Source organism: Novosphingobium huizhouense, from assembly GCF_020179475.1.
GTDB lineage: Bacteria > Pseudomonadota > Alphaproteobacteria > Sphingomonadales > Sphingomonadaceae > Novosphingobium > Novosphingobium huizhouense.
The window spans coordinates 99132-116639 of sequence record NZ_JAILXZ010000005.1 but is presented as its reverse complement, the minus strand read 5'-3'; the positions used below and the strand labels follow the sequence as shown (position 1 = coordinate 116639).

The 17508-nt window shown below is 63.6% G+C and carries 14 protein-coding genes; 8 read left to right on the top strand and 6 right to left on the bottom strand.

From position 1 onward, the window contains the following. From K3A85_RS16765 to K3A85_RS16735, 7 genes are all read left to right on the top strand, one after another. Nucleotides 1-382, top strand: a 382-nt coding sequence (locus K3A85_RS16765) for a uracil-DNA glycosylase (RefSeq protein WP_225207651.1), incomplete at its 5' end; no start/stop codon positions are given. Nucleotides 383-459: 77 nt separating this feature from the next. Further along, the gene (locus K3A85_RS16760) at nt 460-1329 is read left to right on the top strand and encodes a LysR family transcriptional regulator (protein WP_058455248.1); all 870 of its coding nucleotides are present in this window, start codon (nt 460-462) and stop codon (nt 1327-1329) included. Beyond that, entirely contained in the window at nt 1329-2480 is a 1152-nt protein-coding gene (locus K3A85_RS16755; protein WP_150426785.1) for a TDT family transporter, read from the top strand. Before K3A85_RS16760 ends, K3A85_RS16755 begins: the two co-directional genes overlap by 1 nt. Nucleotides 2481-2567: 87 nt before the next feature. Then, the gene (locus tag K3A85_RS16750; protein WP_058455249.1) at nt 2568-3806 is read left to right on the top strand and encodes a molybdopterin-dependent oxidoreductase; all 1239 of its coding nucleotides are present in this window, start codon (nt 2568-2570) and stop codon (nt 3804-3806) included. Between the two features lie 11 nt (nt 3807-3817). Next, on the top strand, nt 3818-4291 hold the full coding sequence (locus K3A85_RS16745) for a c-type cytochrome (protein ID WP_058455250.1): 474 nt from the start codon (nt 3818-3820) through the stop codon (nt 4289-4291). Nucleotides 4292-4338: 47 nt separating this feature from the next. Then, nucleotides 4339-4998 (top strand): MBL fold metallo-hydrolase, encoded by a 660-nt coding sequence (locus tag K3A85_RS16740; protein WP_058455251.1) that lies wholly within the window; start codon nt 4339-4341, stop codon nt 4996-4998. Beyond that, nucleotides 4995-5444, top strand: coding sequence for a DUF202 domain-containing protein (locus K3A85_RS16735; RefSeq protein WP_058455252.1), 450 nt, complete (start codon nt 4995-4997; stop codon nt 5442-5444). The genes K3A85_RS16740 and K3A85_RS16735 overlap by 4 nt, the downstream gene beginning before the upstream one ends. A gap of 98 nt (nt 5445-5542) precedes the next feature. Here the strand turns inward: K3A85_RS16735 and K3A85_RS16730 are convergent, their stop codons facing one another. The 6 genes from K3A85_RS16730 to K3A85_RS16705 form a co-directional block, all read right to left on the bottom strand. Continuing rightward, nucleotides 5543-6316, bottom strand: coding sequence for an alpha/beta fold hydrolase (locus K3A85_RS16730; RefSeq protein WP_150426738.1), 774 nt, complete (start codon nt 6314-6316; stop codon nt 5543-5545). A 432-nt stretch (nt 6317-6748) separates the two neighbouring features. Beyond that, nucleotides 6749-7678, bottom strand: coding sequence for an ArdC family protein (locus K3A85_RS16725; protein ID WP_225207650.1), 930 nt, complete (start codon nt 7676-7678; stop codon nt 6749-6751). 132 nt (nt 7679-7810) lie between these two features. After that, nucleotides 7811-9874: a ParB/RepB/Spo0J family partition protein gene (locus K3A85_RS16720; protein ID WP_225207649.1), complete on the bottom strand. Its 2064-nt coding sequence runs from the start codon at nt 9872-9874 to the stop codon at nt 7811-7813. A gap of 123 nt (nt 9875-9997) precedes the next feature. After that, nucleotides 9998-14215, bottom strand: a complete 4218-nt coding sequence (locus K3A85_RS16715; RefSeq protein ID WP_225207648.1) for a strawberry notch-like NTP hydrolase domain-containing protein — start codon at nt 14213-14215, stop codon at nt 9998-10000. Between the two features lie 69 nt (nt 14216-14284). Continuing rightward, complete coding sequence (locus tag K3A85_RS16710; RefSeq protein WP_225207647.1) at nt 14285-15184, bottom strand: DUF7146 domain-containing protein; 900 nt, start codon at nt 15182-15184, stop codon at nt 14285-14287. Nucleotides 15185-15264: 80 nt separating this feature from the next. Then, nucleotides 15265-15585, bottom strand: a complete 321-nt coding sequence (locus K3A85_RS16705) for a single-stranded DNA-binding protein (RefSeq protein ID WP_225207646.1) — start codon at nt 15583-15585, stop codon at nt 15265-15267. Nucleotides 15586-16333: 748 nt separating this feature from the next. On the opposite strand from K3A85_RS16705, the gene K3A85_RS16700 reads away from it, so the two are divergent. Beyond that, nucleotides 16334-17428: a replication initiation protein gene (locus K3A85_RS16700; protein ID WP_225207658.1), complete on the top strand. Its 1095-nt coding sequence runs from the start codon at nt 16334-16336 to the stop codon at nt 17426-17428. Nucleotides 17429-17508 lie beyond the last annotated feature (80 nt).

Genomic DNA, 17508 nt, shown 5'->3' with positions numbered 1-17508 from the left:
CAATCCGTCCGGGACCGCCCGCAATCTGCGGCGCTATCTCGACGAGGCCGGCATCGACCGGTCCGATTGTGTGCTCTGGAACACCGTGCCTTGGATCATGCATCCACCCGGCGCCCGCAATCGCACCGTGCGCAAAGCCGAGATCGATGCCGGGCTGGCCACGCTTCCCGGGCTTCTCGCGCTGCTGCCCAAGCTGAAAGTCTGCTTGCTGGCCGGCCGGGTGGCGACCAAGGCCGGACAACTCGTGTCGGCGCATGATGCTTCGATCAAGATCATCCCGATGCCGCACCCCAGCCCGGCCAACGTCTGTACAAGTCCGCAGGTTGGGGATCGCCTTCGCGCGGCATTCAGCGAAACAGCGGCCCTGCTCGACCAATCGTAAATGACGATTGGAACGATCCAATCAACAAGTTGGAACGATTGATCGCGCCGGTCTATTGATCCCTGCAGGAGATCGATATGACCCTCGAACAACTTCGTATTTTCGTTGGCGTCGCCGAGCGCGAGCATATGACCCGCGCCGCCGAGGCACTCAACGTCACCCAGTCGGCGGCGAGTGCCGCCATCGCCGCGCTCGAAGCGCGCCACGACGTGCCGCTCTTTCACCGGGTCGGGCGCGGCATTGAGCTCACCGAGGCCGGCCGCATGTTTCTGGACGAGGCGCGCGCCGTCCTTGGCCGGGCCGCGAGCGCCGAACTGGCGCTGTCGGAGTTCGGTGGTCTCAAGCGCGGTACGCTGCGGATCGTCGCGAGTCAGACCATCGCCAGCTACTGGCTGCCTGCGCGCCTCGCTGAATTTCATCGCCGCCATCCGCTGATCGGCATCGAACTGGTGATCGAAAACACCGACGGTGCTGCTGCGCAGGTGCTCGACGGCACGGCCGAACTGGGCTTTGTCGAAGGTTCGGTCGACCAGCCGGCACTTGCGCACTGGAAGGTCGCCGAGGACCGGATGCTACTGGTCGGCGCAGAGCGAACCAGGAATGTTGATGAAAACTGGATCCGCGAGGCCAACTGGATCGTGCGCGAACAGGGATCGGGCACGCGCTCGACCTTCGAGGAAGTGCTGCGCCATCGCGGCATCGATCCCGCTGACCTGCGCATCGGCATGACCCTGCCGTCCAACGAAGCGGTTCGTTCGGCGGTCGAGGCCGGCGCCGGGGTGGCGGTGCTGTCCGAGCTGGTCGTCCGCCGTGCACTCTTGGCCGGGCATCTCCAAGATCTTGGCCTCGGACTGCCGGCGCGTCCGTTCGAAGCGCTGCGGCACAAGGAGCGCTTTCGCACCAGGGCAGCCGATGCGCTGACCGATCTCGTGAAGGAGCTTGGATGATGACCGGCGATCTCAAGCCCGTGCTCGACGGCCTGCGACCGCTCTCGCGGCTCGATCATCCCCGCGAGATGATCCGCCAGTTCACGCCCAACTGGTTCGCCGCGACCATGGGCACCGGCATCCTCGCACTGGCGCTTCCGCAGGTGCCGGGCATCGGCCCGACGCTGAAGCCGGTCGGCGAGGTGCTTTGGTTCTTCAATATCGCGCTCTTCGCGCTCTTCACCGGTATCTATTCTGCGCGCTGGATCCTGTTCGGCCATGAGGCGCGGCGGATCTTCGGCCATAACACGGTGTCGATGTTCATCGGCACCATCCCGATGGGCCTCGCCACGATCATCAACGGCTGCCTCGCCTTTGGGATCGCCCGGTTCGGCGACGGCATCGTCGGTGTAGCGCATGTCTTGTGGTGGATCGACGTTGCGATGGCGGTGACCTGCGGTGTCGTCATTCCCTATTTCATGTTCACTCGCCACGAGCACAGCCTAGATGGCATGACTGCAGTCTGGCTACTTCCAGTCGTCGCGGCCGAGGTCGCGGCGGCGAGCGGCGGCCTGCTCGCGCCGCATCTCGCCGATCCGCATGCTCAGTTCGTGACGCTGCTCACTTCCTATGTGCTCTGGGCCTATTCGGTGCCGGTCGCCTTCAGTATCCTCGCGCTGCTCATCCTGCGCATGGCACTGCACAAGCTGCCGCACGAGGGCATGGCCGCGTCGAGCTGGCTCGCGCTCGGCCCGATCGGCACCGGTGCGCTGGGCATGCTGGTGCTGGGCGGCGACGCGCCCGCCATCCTTTCCGCACACGGCCTCGCGTCGATCGCCGGCGTGGCACAGGGCCTCGGCAGCATCGCCGGGCTGCTGCTCTGGGGCTTTGGGCTGTGGTGGCTGGCGCTCGCGATGCTGATCACCTGGCGCTACTGGCGCGCTGGCATCCCGTTCAACCTCGGCTGGTGGGGCTATACCTTCCCGCTCGGCGTCTACACGGTCGCAACCTTCCGCCTCGGTACGACCTTCGACCTCGCCTTCTTCGGGATCGTCGGGACGGTGCTCACCCTTGCCCTCGCCATGATGTGGGTGGTGGTCGCCGCCAAGACGCTGACCGGCGCATGGAAGGGGCATCTCTTCGTATCGCCCTGCATCGCCACACCCAACTGATCGCCTGAGGCGATCAAAATCGAAAATCCGATCGCTTGGCTCGACGAGCCGGGTCGGCCACGTTCGCCCGAAGAAGGGAATGCTATCATGGACAAGCTCGACACCTGGCTCGCCGCGCAAAGCAGTCGTCGCCGTTTCCTCGGCCAGGCCGCACTGGGCGGTGCCGCGCTCGCCGCAGGCCCAGCGCTCGCACAGAGCCTTGTCGATCTCCATCTGCCAGGTGGCAATGCCGGACGGCCGATGACCAGCGCCTTTCCCGGCAAAGGCAGCATGATCCTCCAGCGCATGCACCCGCCGCTGCTCGAGACCCCGATGGAGGTGTTTGACCGCGACGTGTTCACTCCCAACGACCAGTTTTTCGTGCGCTGGCACTGGGCCGATATCCCGACGTCGATCGATGTCGATACCTTTCGGCTCACCGTTCGAGGCCACGTCAACCGGCCGCTATCGATCAGCCTTGCGCAGCTGCTCCGCCTGCCGCGCGTCGAGATGGCCGCGGTCAATCAGTGCTCGGGCAACAGCCGCGGCCTGTTCCAGCCGCGTGTGCCCGGCGCACAATGGGGCAATGGTGCGATGGGCAATGCCAAATGGCTCGGCGTGCGGCTGCGCGACATCCTCGATTTTGCCGGCGTGAAGCCGGGCGCGGTGCAGGTGCGTTTCGGCGCGCTCGACCAGCCCGTCGTCGCCGGCGCGCCGGATTTCGAGAAGGCGCTCGACATCGATCACGCCCACGACGGCGAGGTGATGATCGCCTTCGGCATGAACGGTGAGCAGTTGCCCTTGCTCAACGGCTTTCCCTGCCGGCTGATCGTGCCGGGCTGGTATTCGACCTACTGGGTCAAGATGCTCAACGACATCGAGGTGCTGCCCGGCCCCGACGACGAATATTGGATGGCCAAGGCTTACAAAATCCCGGCGACGCCTGGCGCCAATGTGAAGCCCGGTGCCAAGGACTTCCCGACCGTCCCGATCAACCGGATGATCCCGCGCTCCTGGGTAACGAGCCTCGGCGAAGGACAGGCCATTGCCTTTGACCAGACGATACCACTCGGTGGCATCGCGATGGGCGGCGATTGCGGGGTCGCCAAGGTGGATGTCTCCACCGACGGCGGGCGTACCTGGTATCACACCCGCCTCGGTCCCGATCACGGCAAATACAGCTTCCGCCGCTGGGACACGCAGGTGCCGCTGCCGGCGCGCGGAAATGTGCGGCTGATGTCGCGCTGCTGGAACACGGCCGGGGTCGCGCAGCCGATGGCGCCGATCTGGAACCCGGGCGGGTTCATGCGCGGCAATATCGAAACCACCAACATCACTGCGTCCTGAGGAGAGCCGAGATGAAAGTCCCTTCGATCGGCACGCTCTCGTTCGGCGCAGTCGGCCTTGCTGCCCTCGTACTAATCGCGATCGGCCCGCCCGGCAGCCGTGTAGCCCCGCCACCTCCGGCTCCCAGCGGGCCGGCGCCATCGAGTGTCGCGTTTGGAGGCTTCACACTCACATCGGACGCGGTCGACCTGCCGCTCGACGACCAGCAATATCCTGACGGACCGCACGCCGACGTGATCAATGCGAACTGCACCTCGTGCCATTCGGCCAGCATGGCGCTGACCCAGCCCGCGCTCACGGCCGACCAGTGGAAGGCGACGGTCACCAAGATGAAGGAGGTCTATAAGGCACCGGTCTCGGAAAAGGATATCCCGGCGATCGTCGACTATCTGACGGCGCTGAGCGCGAAGCAGGGCAGCGCGGCGCCGGCCGGCAAGGAATCCGGAAGTCAGGGCGCTCCCGACGCGTCGGGCGGGACTGGCTGAGTGACTTATCGCCGCGCGCCGCGTTGCTTGAATGAAGGAGGCGCCCGATGCGTATCGAGAAATTTGTGCATAGCTGCCTGCGGCTGACGCTCGACGGCAAGCGGCTGCTGTTCGACCCGGGCAAATTCTCGTTCGTCGATGGGCGCGTCGATCCTCGCGACCTCAGCGACGTGGATTTCATCCTATTTACGCACGGCCATCCCGATCATTTCGACTGCGAGGCGCTACGCACCATCGTCGGCGATGGCGAACCGCGGATATTCGGAGGCAACAAGGTCGCAGCCACGTTGCGCAGCCAGGGCTTCACCGTCAGCGAGGTCGGAGAGGAAGGGCTCGACCTTGGACCATTCACGGTCCGTGCCCTGCCGGTGCGCCATGAGCCGATCCTCGCCGAAGAAATCCCGGCCGTTCTGGCATTCGTCGTCAATGATCGCCTTCTCAATCCCGGCGATAGCTTTGATGAACGGCTCCACCAATTTGCTGGAATTGAGGCGCTGGCGCTGCCGGTGATGGCGCCGTTCCTGACCGAGATCGGCGCCTACGAGTTCGCCAGCTCCATGCGTCCAAGCCATGTGCTCCCGGTCCACGATGGCTATGCCCGCGACTGGTTCCTGACGCAGCGCTACGATACCTATGAGCCCTATTTCGAGAAGGCTGGCATAACCTTCCACCGGCTCCAGCAGCCCGGTGACGGGTTCGACCTGTGACCGACGACACCCCGCCGGACCCGGCAAAGCCCGCCCACGCGGCCAAGCAGTTGGTCAAGAGCGCCGACAAGCTCGCGACCAGCGCCGAGCAGCAGACCAACAGCGCCGATCGCCGCACAGTACTTGCTGCGGATCGGACCGTCCTCGCGGCCGAACGGACCTATGCCGCCTGGGTGCGAACCGGGCTCGCTGCTTTGGCAGCCGGCATCGGTGCTCGCGCCTTGCTCGACAAGCTGGTGCCCGACTGGATGATCGCGGGCACCGGCTCGGTTCTGGTCCTATTCAGCGCCCTGTGCTTTATCGCCGCGATCTGGCGCGAGTTCGCACCGGGTGTGCCGCCGCCCAAGCCCGACACGGCGAAGCTACCCGGCTGGCTATTGATCCTCGTCAACGGATTCCTGGTCATGGTGTCGATCGCAGCGCTGATCGGGCTCTGGCTCGCCTGATCGCGGCGTCGTCAGCTGTAGTACCGGATGCGCGCTCGGCGCAGGATCTTGTCTTCGAGTGAGTAATAGAGCCAGATACCGTGTGCGACGAAGGTGCACTACTGGATTGCGGCAAATATTACTGCAACTGTCTCGTCAGGCTGGTCCAACATTGGAAAATGCCCGCTTGCCTTGAACCAGTGCAGCTCGGCGGAAGGAAAGGCGGCCTTTGCACGCGCCGCTTGTCTTGGCAGGCATAAGCGATCGCGGCGACCCCAACCGATTACGATCCGCCGAGACGGATCGGCTGCTGGACCAATTTGCTCAGGCCCGCTGGCGAGATCATTCACCAGAGCATCGAATGTTGACGTGGCGCTTAAGCTTTCAAGCTCGGTCGCGACAACCGTCGGGTCGAGCGCCCAAGGGCGAGCCGACAGCTGCGCTAACAGCGCCGTGCGTGACGCTGCGTTCTTGCTTAGCGTTGGCAGCATAGGCCGGATTGCCCGAACCAACCGCCCCGAGACTCCGATGGTAACTTTGAAGAATGTGCGCTCCCAGCCGCGCCAGAAGCCGCCAGGATCGAGGGCCACGACGTTGCCGACCCGGCCACGCCGCGCAAGCTCCAGCGCAATCCGCGCACCCATTGAGCTACCGACGACATCGATTCCTTCAAGTCTGCGTTCCGCGATGTAACGCTCGACGCTGCCAACGAGGCCATCGAAGGTCCCGCTATCCTGGCCAGCTGGACTTGCGCCGTGTCCGGGAAGGTCAACCACGATAAGCGACCGCTCGGCACTGAGGGCGTCCATGACGGTGCTCCACGACTTCCAGCTTCCGCCGAGACCGTGAATTAGTAGCAGCTGGCGGCCAGAACCGCGTCGAATCTCATGCATTCAGCAAAACTCCGATTGGTTACCCTGAACCATCGGCATCGGGCTTTGGGGCCGGCGACCGCGCCATCGAATTGATTATACGAATAAGTCAGTTGGGTCATCGCGCGACCGACCGCTTCTGGGTTAGGTGATCGCGGCGTCGAATGACCGCTATTGAGGCGCGTTGCCGCCCGGCAGCTTGATGTCCGCCGAACGGCGGGTCTTGGCACAATCCGACGTTTCCGCACCTCCCGACGAACGGCGTATGGGTGAGCCGCCGGCAAAGTAGGCTCGGCGCTCTGTCGCCTATCGTTCGAATCGAGACTGATCGCGTCGGCGAGGCGAATGAGTGTTACTGCCGCTTCGCGAATTGCGCTCGACGAAGTCACCAGATTGCGAATCAGGAGAAGGACGGACGGTAGCCACCGGGGTCGGGGCAGGCGATCGCCGCGATCATGCTGCTTCACGGATTTGTTCCTTGGCGTCGTCCGACGTGGCGAGGCCAGTTGCGCGGAGCAGAAAGGCGGCGGCCGCTTCGGCTTTTGCCGCAGCCGTCATGATGGCGCGGGAATCCTTGCGCAGCACCGCGAGCCACGAGCCGATATACGCTGCATGATCGTCGATATGGGCGGTCGGGAGGCCAAGATCCGCGCCGAGCAGGGCAGATGTCATCTCGGCGCAAAGCTCTTCGAAAGCATAGGCGTTGTCGCCTAATTTCCTGCCGAACTCACGGTTGAGCCGGTCAGGATGGCCGGTCCAATGCCCTGCCTCATGCGCTAACGTCGAAGCGAAATAGGCACGGGTGGAAAACAACGCCACGGGCGGCATCGTGATGCTGTCGGCAACACGGTCGTAGAAGGCCCGATCGCCGCACTGGTGAACCCTCGCCGGAAGGGCATCGAGGAAGCGCTCTGCGCGATCCGGCAGTTCGTCGTCAGGCGCGACCACGCTGAGGGGGCTTAGATAAAACTTCTCCGGCAGCCCGTCGATCTGATCGGCATTGAAGACGGCGTAGGATCGCAGCACGCGTCGCATTTCGTCCGTGGTGTCGCCGGTGACGGGCGACTCCACGGTTTTGCTGTACGATTTGTAGAAGATCGCGATTTGCGACCGCTCGCCTTCGCGGACCTGGCCGCCCAGTGCCTGTGACTGTTTATACGTCATCCAGGTACGAGAATGGTAGCCGGCGCATTCGGCGCAGAGCCACAGCCAGAAGCAATTGATGCCCTTATACGCGTCGCCGGTCGCGCGAAGGGGACGCCCGCCGAGGCCAGGTCGCCACGGTTTCACCCAAGGGCGTACGCCCGCTTCGAGTTTGTCGATGATCGCGTTGGTGATGGTGTCGGCAGGCGACGGTTTATCGGTGGTCTTGGCCACGGTCATTCTCCTGATCTGGTAGAGGCGAGCCCGGACCAGCACCCTCCCCTCACAGAGCCTGCCGCCGGGGCACAAAAGGAGGGGCGACACTCCGCGAAGAGTGCCGCCCCCAGTCGCCTCGAACCGTTCAAACGGGCGTCAGGCCGCCTCGCTCAAATCGTCCTGACCGTCGTGCGACGCGTCCTCCAGGTCCGACTCGTCATCGACATCGTCACCATCATCGCCGGGATCGACATCATCGGCCTCGTCGATGAACGTCGAGCGCAGCGCTATGGTCTCGGGCTGCTCGATGGCGTCGAAGCGCATGGCATCAGGCAGCCAGGCCGTCGCCTTTTCGCGGATTTCGGCCTCGACGATCCCCTGTCCGTTGCACAGCGCGGCGCAGGTTGCGGCAAGGTCGCTCTTCTTTGCGTCCTTGTAGCGCCCGCGCAGGATCGGCCCGCCAATGTCCTCGAGCGCGGCAAGCATGACCTCCTTTTTGACACGGCCGAAGAAGTTCTCGGCCGTGGGGCGCCACCAATGCTCGACCTGAATGTCGAGCGCGCGACCAAGATGGTCATGGAACCCGTTCGACCGTCCGCCCTCGGCAATGTTCAGGCTCGGTTCCAGCGTGCGTGCGATCGAGAAGGCCACCCAACTGCCGCGGGCCTCGTCGTCGAGCGCGCGAAAGGCGTCGAAACGTTCGGTCATGGTCTTGTGACCGGCCCAGCTCGTATCGAGACGCTGGCGCTGATCCTCGATGGTCTGCGACGCCATCGATCCTTCGTCGCGGAAGCCGAAGATCGGGAATTGCGCGCCGCTCGACTTGAGCGTCGAGTGGTTGCGGACGTAGTTTTGCTCGAAGACGACATTCTGCGCCATCAGGAAGATGGTGAGGTCCAACGCCATCGCCGGATCGCTGGCGATATGGGCGACGAGGATCTGCCGGCGCTGGGTCGCCAGTTCGTCGATCAGCGTAGCACTGAGCTTGGGTCCATGATCGATGTCGCCGGCGCCGTCGTCACCATTGGCACCGCCCGTCACCTTGGGCGCAGCATTCGGATCGACAACGGGCTTCTCGCTGAACATGCGGGTGTGAACGCGGGCTTCGCCATCACCACCGATATAGACGAACGTCCCGATCTGTGCCCGGACCGCCGGATCGATCTCGCGACGGGACTCCTCGATGTCTTCAAGCTCCCGTTCGATCTCCTCGAGGCGATCGTTCGCCGCCTCGGCTTCCGGCGTCCCGTCGGTCAGTTCACACTCAAGCCGCTCGACGAGTTGGTCATTTTCGGCCGAAAGGGCTTCGACACGTGCGCTTTCCTCCTCGCTCAGCGGCCGCGCGGGCGCGTGAAATTCATGAAGCTGACGCTCGAGATCATAGGGAACGTGAGTAGCCGCGATCGGCGTCACGAACGCGAGGCCCTCCGCCTGCGCGAGTGCGGCAGCGGCCGCCTCGAGCTTTTTGCCGGCAAGATCTTCGAGAAGATCGACGTCGATCCAGTTCTCGTCCCCCTCGGCGGCAAAGAGATCACCCTCGATGCGGCCGCCTGCCGCGACATAGGCATCGCGACCGATGAACCGCGCCTTGGCATCGTTCGCCTTGATCGTGCCGTTGAGGATCGCACGCCGGATGTTGTCGGGCTGATCGCCGTAATAGGAGGTGCTCATCTGCGCGAAGACGCGCGCCTGACGATCGATGTCGCTCGTCACGGCATAGGCCTGGGCGACACCCAGGGTGATTTCACCGGCGGCGAGAGCCTGGAACACGCTCGGCGCGAGCTCCGCAAGCCGCACCCGCTGCTCGACGAAGCGGGTGGTGACGCCCTGGCGCTTGGCAACGTCCTCGGCGTTCATCCCCTTCTGGATGAGGAAGTTGAACGCGGTGCTTTCATCCGCCGGGTTCATCGGAACGCGCTGGAAGTTCTCGGTCAGGCTGGCCTCGACCGAGTTGTCGTCGTCGGTAAGGACGAGGACAGGCACGACATGGTCGGCGGGCAACGTGCCCTGTTCGATCAGGCTCTGGAGTGCGCGCAGCCGGCGCCCGCCCGCCTTGACGGTGAAATGGCCCGCCTTCTTGAGCGGGGTAACGATGAGGTTCTGCAACAAGCCTTGCGTTGCAATGCTGGCTGCGAGGGCGTCGATACTGGCCTCACGGCTGGATTTGCGGACATTGTCCTTGGACAGCGAGAGGTTCTTGACCTTTACGGACTGGATCATCGGTTGTCTCCATCTGGAACTGGCGCGCCGCCTCGGCGGTCACGCGAGCCTGCTCATCAGGCCCACAAAGCCGAAGGCTCCCTCCCCTCTCCTGCGCTGACCGCGGAGAGAGGAGCTGGATCGTCAGGCGGTGATGCGCTCGATGACGGCGGCGGCATGCGCGACGGGGACGAACATCCGCGTCCTGTGCTGGATGATGTCGGTAAAACAGCCCGCCGCCTTGAGTTCGGCAAGCCGCGTGTGCGGCCAATCGAGCAATTCGAGGCGCTGCTGGCCGGCGACCAGGCTGCGCTTGAGCCGGTAGGCTCCGACGGACGATATCTCGCCGGTCGTCATCACATGCTTTGCGGTATCGTCGACCGACACGGTGATGGCGGCATTTATCCCGAAGGCATCCGCGAGCTTCGACACCAGCGGTGCAGGGACGATCCGGCCGAGGAAGGACTGGCCGTCATCGGTGTTCAGCCGCCAAACCTGAACGTGATCGTCGGGCAAGCGATCCCAGACCGGCAGGAGCAGGCCCGCGACCAAATAGAGCGTGCTGGTGCGGGTCTTGTTCCGCATCTCCTCCACCTCGGCCTGCCACAGCGCCGAAAATTCCGCCTCGCTGGTCTCTTCCCACATCGTTTCGAGCAGCAAGTCTTGCCGCATCCGCTCGGAACGGGTCGGCCGAACCAGCTCGTAGCGGCGAACGATCTCGCCATCGTCGTCGGTGAGCGAATAGGTGCTGCACCGGATCGCGGCCCTGCCGGACTTGCGATTGACCAGCGGGCGCGCGTCGTCGCCCAAGATCCGCAACGCGCGGTCCAGCGGGACCGGCTTGTAGCGCTCCTCCGTTTCGAGGCGCAGGATCTCGGTTTCCGCGCCGCTCGTCTCGTCGCGCCGGATCACCGTGCGATCGAGGATCGTGATGCGTTCGGCATTGATGCTCTCGACACCAAGATCGAGGGTGCCGGCTTCGCGCGCCGCCTCGATCCGGGCCTCGATCAGACCGAGATATTCATCGAAGATCGCATTCTGCAGCGCGATGCGCAGCGCGAGGATACGATTGAGCCAGCGCTGAATGGGCGGCAGCTCCTCCTTCAGCCCGCCGCCTTCACCCTCCAGCTCAAGTCCGGTGAGGGTCTGGAATTCGTCAAGCGTGGTCGAGCGCAGCTTGCCATCGGCCAAAAGGCGAAACCATGTCTCGAGCGATTCCTTGGCATAGTCGCTTTCAAGATTGTCCCGCGGGTCGAACAGACCCTGGCCGCCCGTCTGGCGCTGGCCCCGTGTCAGGGCGCCAAGGCTGTCGAGGCGGCGGGCGATCGTCGAGATGAAGCGCCGCTCGCCGCGGCAGTCGGTCGATACCGGACGGAATAGCGGCGCGGTTGCCTGATGCGTGCGGTGGGTACGGCCAAGGCCCTGGATGGCCGCGTCAGCGCGCCAACCGGGCTCGAGCAGATAATGGTTGCGGCGCGACTGGTTCTCGGCGGTGAGGCTGGCGTGATAGCTGCGCCCAGTGCCGCCTGCATCCGAGAAGATCAGGATCTTCTTCTCGTTCCGCATGAAGGCGTCGGTCTCGGCAAGGTTTGTTCGCGGCGAACGGCTCTCGATACGCTGGCGACCGTGCGCATCGACGACGATACGCCGGCTGCGTCCCGTAACCTCGGCGACCGCATCGCTCCCGAAATGCCCGATAATATGATCAAGGGCGGACCCCACGATCGGCAGGGAGCAGAACCGCTCGACGAGATTGTCGCGCATCTCGATCGCTTCCTGGCTGAAGATGGGACGGCCTTCCTCGTCGGACATCGGCTCGGAGCGGATCTTGCCAGTGTCATCGACGAAGGTCTTCATCTGTCGGACGGGAAAGGCCGCCGTGAGGTAGGACATGACGAACTCCTTGGGCGAAAGCTCGATGTCCAGATTCGCCCGGTCCTCGGCATTCAGCGCGGCCAGTGCCCGGTTGAGCATCGCCTCGGACGTCGAGACCAGCTGGATCACGACGCTCTCGCCCCGGGCCAGATCGGCACGGATCGCCGGTATCAGCGATGGCAGCTTCATGCCGATCAGGATCTGGCCGAAGAAACGCTGCTTGGTGGATTCGAAGATCGACAGTGCAGCGGCCTTCGCGCCGCTGTTGTAGGTGTCGTTTGAGAAGCTGTCCGTCACCCGGGTGGCATCGAGCGCGGTGCGCAAATTGGCGTGGATAATCGCCCACGCATCGGCATAGGCGTCATAGACCTCGATCTGGTCGGGCGTAAGGCGATGTTCGAGGATGTCATATTCGACACCGGCGAAACTGAGCGCCCTGGCGACGTAGAGGCCCTGCATCTTCAGGTCGCGGGCGATCAATTCCATGGCCGCGATCCCGCCACGACGCAAACTGTCGACGAATGCGCGGCGATCGGCGAAGGCGGTGGTCGGACCCCACAGGCCAAGCCGGGTGGCATAAGCGAGATTGTTGACGTCCGACGCGCCGGTTGCGGACACGTAGAGGACGCGGGCGCGAGGCAGCAGATTTTGCAGGCGCACGCCAGCGATGCCTTGATCGGAGCCGTCCTTGGTGCCGAAACGGCCTTCTCCGCCGGCGACACCCGCCATTTCGTGCGCCTCGTCGAACACCATCATGCCGTCGAAATCGTCACCGACCCAGTCGAGAATCTGCTGAAGACGGGTGCCCTTGTCGCCGCGGTTGGAGCGCAGCGTCGCATAAGTGAGAAATAGCACGCCCTCGGCCGCGCCGATCGGCGTGCCGAGTTTCCACTGATTGAGATGCTGGATGTCGAGCGCGAGACCGCCAACCGCGGTCCAGTCGCGACGTGCATCCTCGAGCAGCGTCTCGGTCTTGGATATCCAGATATGCTTGCGGCGCCCACGCAGCCATTGGTCGAGGATGATGGCGGCAACCTGACGGCCCTTGCCGGCACCCGTGCCGTCGCCAAGAAAGAACCCGGTCCGATAAGGTCGGCCGTCCTGGTCGGGCGCGAGCGACAATCCTTCCTCGGCCGCCTTGAACAGGCCTGAGATGTCTCGCTCGAAGGCGTCACCGGCGTAGATCAGCGTTTCGAGCTGAGCGTCGGACAGCACCCGGTCTGCGACAACACGGGTGGGCAGCTTGGGAACGTAAGAGGGCCGCGGTGCCGTAATCGAGCCCATGGCGATCGATTCCACCAGAGCGGTCGGATGCGCGGATGCACAGGATATGGCGATGCGGCTCGGCCGGTACGGCAAGTAGACACCGACCGCCTCGCCGGTTGGTACGGGTTCGGCAAAGACATGGTAGCCGATATCGAGCGCGCCGAGAGAGGGGGCGGCCTTGGCGATCGGGGCCGAAAGCCGAGGCCTGCTCGAAAGACCGCCGAGCAGGGATCCGTGCGCACGGGTTGGTGCAAGGCGCACTGGCGAGCATCGCGGGGTTGCCGTAACGCTGGTTGCCGATGTGCTGATCGCCGCGAGCACCTCTGCGAGCGAGCTGCACCGGATGAGGGCGACGTCGTCCTGGGAGCCTTTTTCCAAAACGATCAGCTTCACGATCTGGCTGGTGCCATGTTTGGCATAGGCATTCGCGGGCAGTTCGACATGGAGCGTGACCGCGCAACCGTCGGTCGCCTTCGCCCAGGCGCGGCTTGATGTGTCCACGCGATCGGGAAGGATCGCGGCGCAGCGCCCCCCGGCACCAAGCCGCTTCAAAGCGGCGCGCAGATGACGGAACGCGGCAAGCGGGTCGGCATGCCTGCCCATGCTGCGGGAAAAGGGCGGGTTGATGAGCACGGCGGTCGGGCGGATCGACAGCGGCAGCAGATCGTGGATGAGTTCGCCATCGTGGCGACTGACCGATGCGGTGGGGAATCCTGCCTCGAGCATAACGGCACGCGCGGGATCGATCTCATTGAGGACAAGCTTGGCGCCAACGCGGGCGGCGAATGCGGCGAGGAGCCCGGTGCCAGCGGAGGGCTCCAGGACGGTGTCCGCGGCGGTGATGCGAGCGGCGAGCGCAGCAAGATAGCCAATCGCGGCCGGTGTCGAAAATTGCTGGAGCGCGATCTGGTCTTCGCTGCGCACGGTATGCGTCGGCAGGGATGCGGTGAGCGCGGTCAGGGCCGTAAGGCACTCGGCCGGCTCTTGCGGCAGGTCAAGCGTGGCGAGGTGCAGGACCTGGGCCAGCTCCAGTACGTCATAAGCGTCGCGGAGTGACCAATGCCCATCGGCTGCGGTTGAACCATAGGCGGTTTCCATCGTCCGGAGCAGGCAAGGCCGGTCGATGCCGTTGCCCTTGCGCAACACGGCGTGAATCGCCTTGGCCGCGGTGATGGATGGTTCGGTGAAATTGAGTTCGAGAGCAGCGGCTGAGGTGCGCATTGTAAGCCTCCATTGCATCGCCCGGTGTCCATCACCGGATCAACAAGCCGGAGGCCTCCTCTCCTCTCTTCAGTGGGAGTGCGTCTGAATCACGGGGCGAGGAACGGCGTTGCGGGCAAGCCGATCCCGCAGAGCATCGTTCCAATCATCATGTTCGGATGGGAGCCATTCCTCGACCCTTCGCCCGTTGGCGCTAAGATGCTCCCCTGCCCTCTTCAGGCAGATCTTCGCCGCCTCGTTTCGCTGACCGAACACGATGACGCGCTTCACATGCGACGGTATGCCGACATGGGCGTAGCGCTCGGCACCAAGCACGGCCCAGACCGGCAATTGGAACCAGTCGATGGCGGACAAGGCATCTTCGATCCCCTCGGCAATGCCCAGAACGTCATCCGGCTCACCAAAGCGCACGCTGCCCGAGCCGAGCAGCCCCAGCGCCAGCTTGGGTTTGCGGAAGGGGCGCCGCAAAATGTCCGTGGGATCGAGGAAGGTCCGGTGGACCGCGACCAGGCCCAGCTCATTTCTCACTGCGGCGATCATTGCGGGAAGGCTGCGCCGATCCTTCCCCTTCCCTATAATCGTCTGTGGGTTGAAGCGAAGGTCGGACGTTGGCGCGTAAAGGCCCCGAGCATGAAGATAGGCTTCAGCCGGTGTTCCGGCGATCGAGATGCTGTGTTGCCACAATGACCTGGCCAAGCCGCTCAGATCGCGCGCCGGCGCGCTTGGTTCGACATGGACCGGCAATCGGTCGTGTAAGCCCTGACGATCCAGAGCCTTGAGGATATCGGTCGACGTGCATCCCGCGAAGCATTTGAACAGGATCGCCTTGGTCCCCAGGCGGACCGAAAGGCTAGGCGAGTGATCATTATGGGCGGGGCAGCGGCACTCTCCGCGCGAACCTGACCAGCGTCCACCCAAGCTCTCGACGATTTGTTTGGCGCGGACTGCTGCATCGATGGTTGCGGGCATGGGCGAAACTCCTGTCGAAATTCAAGGTCGCTCCGCGCATGCCCCCTCTCCTCTTGCCGATCGGCGCTGCCTCCTGCGATCTATGCCGCCTTTGCCGCGAGCACACCGAACTCTTCGACGATTCGGTCGGTCGTGTAGTGAGTGGTGCCGTCGCGCTCGTAGGAGGTGTCACGGAGCCGTCCGGCAATCCGCACGAGATCGCCAACCCGGGCATTCTCATCGATATATTTCCGCTGGCCGTCGCTGAAAATGACGACTCGGTTCCAGTAGCTATCCTCGATCCACTGATCGCCTTCTCCGCGGCGGCGGTAGTTCGCGCATACCGAGATGTTGGTGACCTTGGGCTTGGCATCGATCTCACCGATCCGTCCGATGATCTCGAATTTGGCAAAATTGATCATGCGACCTCCTCACTGCGTCTGCCCAGCGGCGACGAGCGGTGATGCAGCTACGATCGGTTCGCTGAGGATCTCGTCGCAGGGCGGAGCTGCCGAGGATCGAGACCGTGATGCTATCGTGGAACACCGGCCTGGAGGTATCCCCCCAGCTAGGGGGGCGGGTATGTCCCCGACCGTAAAGGCTCAACGAATCGCCTGCTTGATCTCTTAGAATCATTCTAAAACAACGCCGCTGCTTGCAGCGGAAGGATTCATGATTCTAAGTGATTCAGATTCGGTGCCGAAAAGGTCTGCAATTTCAATGGTCTGTCGCGTTTATCCTGACCGCGCGGGGGATTTTGCCTGACCCGGCGGGGGCATCATCCTGACTGGTCGGGGGGAGATAGCTGACCTATTGGGGCTATCCTGACCGATTGGGGGCGATGGCGTCAGGCGATCTCGCGCTTTCGAACGGTGGCATTCTGGCGCGTTTGTCGCGCGTGAGCGAGCCGAAAACGGACAGAACCCGAATTGCATTGCGACTCGGCGAAATCTCAAGGATTCTGCAGAGGCGTCATACGATTCGAACCTGACCGGATGGGGGCGGCAAAAGCGTTTCAGCCTGCCCTGACTTGACGAGCGAGGACAGGTCAGGCAGCAATTAGACGAATCTGCCCAATATGCGCTCGGCCTATATGACATGGAACATGCGGAAAATCTAAGCGCGGATGCAGCGCAAGAGGCGCAAGCCGATTCGGCCCCTGGCCGTGCTATGCGTGTTGCAGCGGCCTTGCAGGCGAAGGGTGGCGAGGAATTTGCCAAACCCGGCAGCATTGTTGAGATTAAGTTCGTGAAAGGCCAATCGCTCAGCCTGACGGCGTCCCGGTTGCTCGCGTTGATGATCCTGACAGCAGGCGGCGATGCTTGGCAGGACCGGCCGCATCGCATGCGCAAGGCCGATATCCGCCGCGGCCACAAGGGTAACGAACGTATCTCCGACATGCTGGAGGAACTTCACCGCACCCTCTTCGCGATCGACGACCGATCCTGGCGCGGCAAGAAAGCGACGCTGCGCTTTTCCCTGATCTCGTCGTCCCGCGAAGAGGCTGAAGATTTGGACGGTGCGGATGCGGGGTGGATTGAATGGGAGTTTACGCCTGATGCGCGCAAGCTCATTCAGGAATCTGAGAGCTATGCCGTTCTCAATCGACAGGCGGTACTCGGCTTTCGATCGAGCTATGCGCTCAAGCTTTATGAAATCGGATCGCTGCGGCTCCATCGTCGCCAATCGACCTGGAAGGGCGATATGGCGGCGCTGCGTGCGGCGCTGGGCATTTCGCCAGACGTTTATAAGGATTTCGCGCAGCTCCGTCGCAAGGTGCTCGAGAAGGCGAAGGCCGAGATCGACCAGCTGGCCCACTTCCGGGTGGAGTGGAAGGAGATACGACAGGGCCGGACAGTGACCGAGATCGAGTTCCGTTTCGAGCCGAAGGATGCGCCGGCGCAGATCGCGACCGTCGATGAGATTGAGCGGCACTCGACGGGGCGCAAGGCGCGCCGGGAAGGGGCTGTAGAGACGGTTGCCGAGACGGTAGAAGTGGGATCGGTCGTGAAGGCGGCCATCAGCGCACTTGTCGCCCCGGAGAAGAGTTCGGAGATTGTCTTTCCGCAAGGAACGATCCGTTTCAACGCGGAAGGCTTGGCGGCTATCGCCCGGTCACATGGCGGTGGCTGGGATATCGATCTCATTGCCGACGCCTATCGCCAGCAGATGGGCGACCGTCTGGCGAAGCTCAAGGGCGCGAAACTGACCAGTTCGTGGACCGGTTTTTGCGAGAGCTTCGTTGCCCGAAGGGGGCGCCCATAAGCGAAATTGCACCGGTGCAATTTCGTCGTGCCCCCACCGAGTCAGGATGGGCCGCTTGGGAGGCGATCTCGCCGCCATTC

Excerpts from the sequence above, each read along its gene's own strand:
- K3A85_RS16750 (WP_058455249.1), top strand. The coding sequence starts at position 2,568 with ATGGACAAGCTCGACACCTGGCTCGCCGCGCAAAGCAGTCGTCGCCGT.
- K3A85_RS16730 (WP_150426738.1), bottom strand. The coding sequence starts at position 6,316 with ATGCATGAGATTCGACGCGGTTCTGGCCGCCAGCTGCTACTAATTCAC.
- K3A85_RS16705 (WP_225207646.1), bottom strand. The coding sequence starts at position 15,585 with ATGATCAATTTTGCCAAATTCGAGATCATCGGACGGATCGGTGAGATC.
- K3A85_RS16745 (WP_058455250.1), top strand. The coding sequence starts at position 3,818 with ATGAAAGTCCCTTCGATCGGCACGCTCTCGTTCGGCGCAGTCGGCCTT.
- K3A85_RS16710 (WP_225207647.1), bottom strand. The coding sequence starts at position 15,184 with ATGCCCGCAACCATCGATGCAGCAGTCCGCGCCAAACAAATCGTCGAG.
- K3A85_RS16760 (WP_058455248.1), top strand. The coding sequence starts at position 460 with ATGACCCTCGAACAACTTCGTATTTTCGTTGGCGTCGCCGAGCGCGAG.
- K3A85_RS16725 (WP_225207650.1), bottom strand. The coding sequence starts at position 7,678 with ATGACCGTGGCCAAGACCACCGATAAACCGTCGCCTGCCGACACCATC.
- K3A85_RS16715 (WP_225207648.1), bottom strand. The coding sequence starts at position 14,215 with ATGCGCACCTCAGCCGCTGCTCTCGAACTCAATTTCACCGAACCATCC.
- K3A85_RS16700 (WP_225207658.1), top strand. The coding sequence starts at position 16,334 with ATGCGTGTTGCAGCGGCCTTGCAGGCGAAGGGTGGCGAGGAATTTGCC.
- K3A85_RS16740 (WP_058455251.1), top strand. The coding sequence starts at position 4,339 with ATGCGTATCGAGAAATTTGTGCATAGCTGCCTGCGGCTGACGCTCGAC.
- K3A85_RS16755 (WP_150426785.1), top strand. The coding sequence starts at position 1,329 with ATGACCGGCGATCTCAAGCCCGTGCTCGACGGCCTGCGACCGCTCTCG.
- K3A85_RS16720 (WP_225207649.1), bottom strand. The coding sequence starts at position 9,874 with ATGATCCAGTCCGTAAAGGTCAAGAACCTCTCGCTGTCCAAGGACAAT.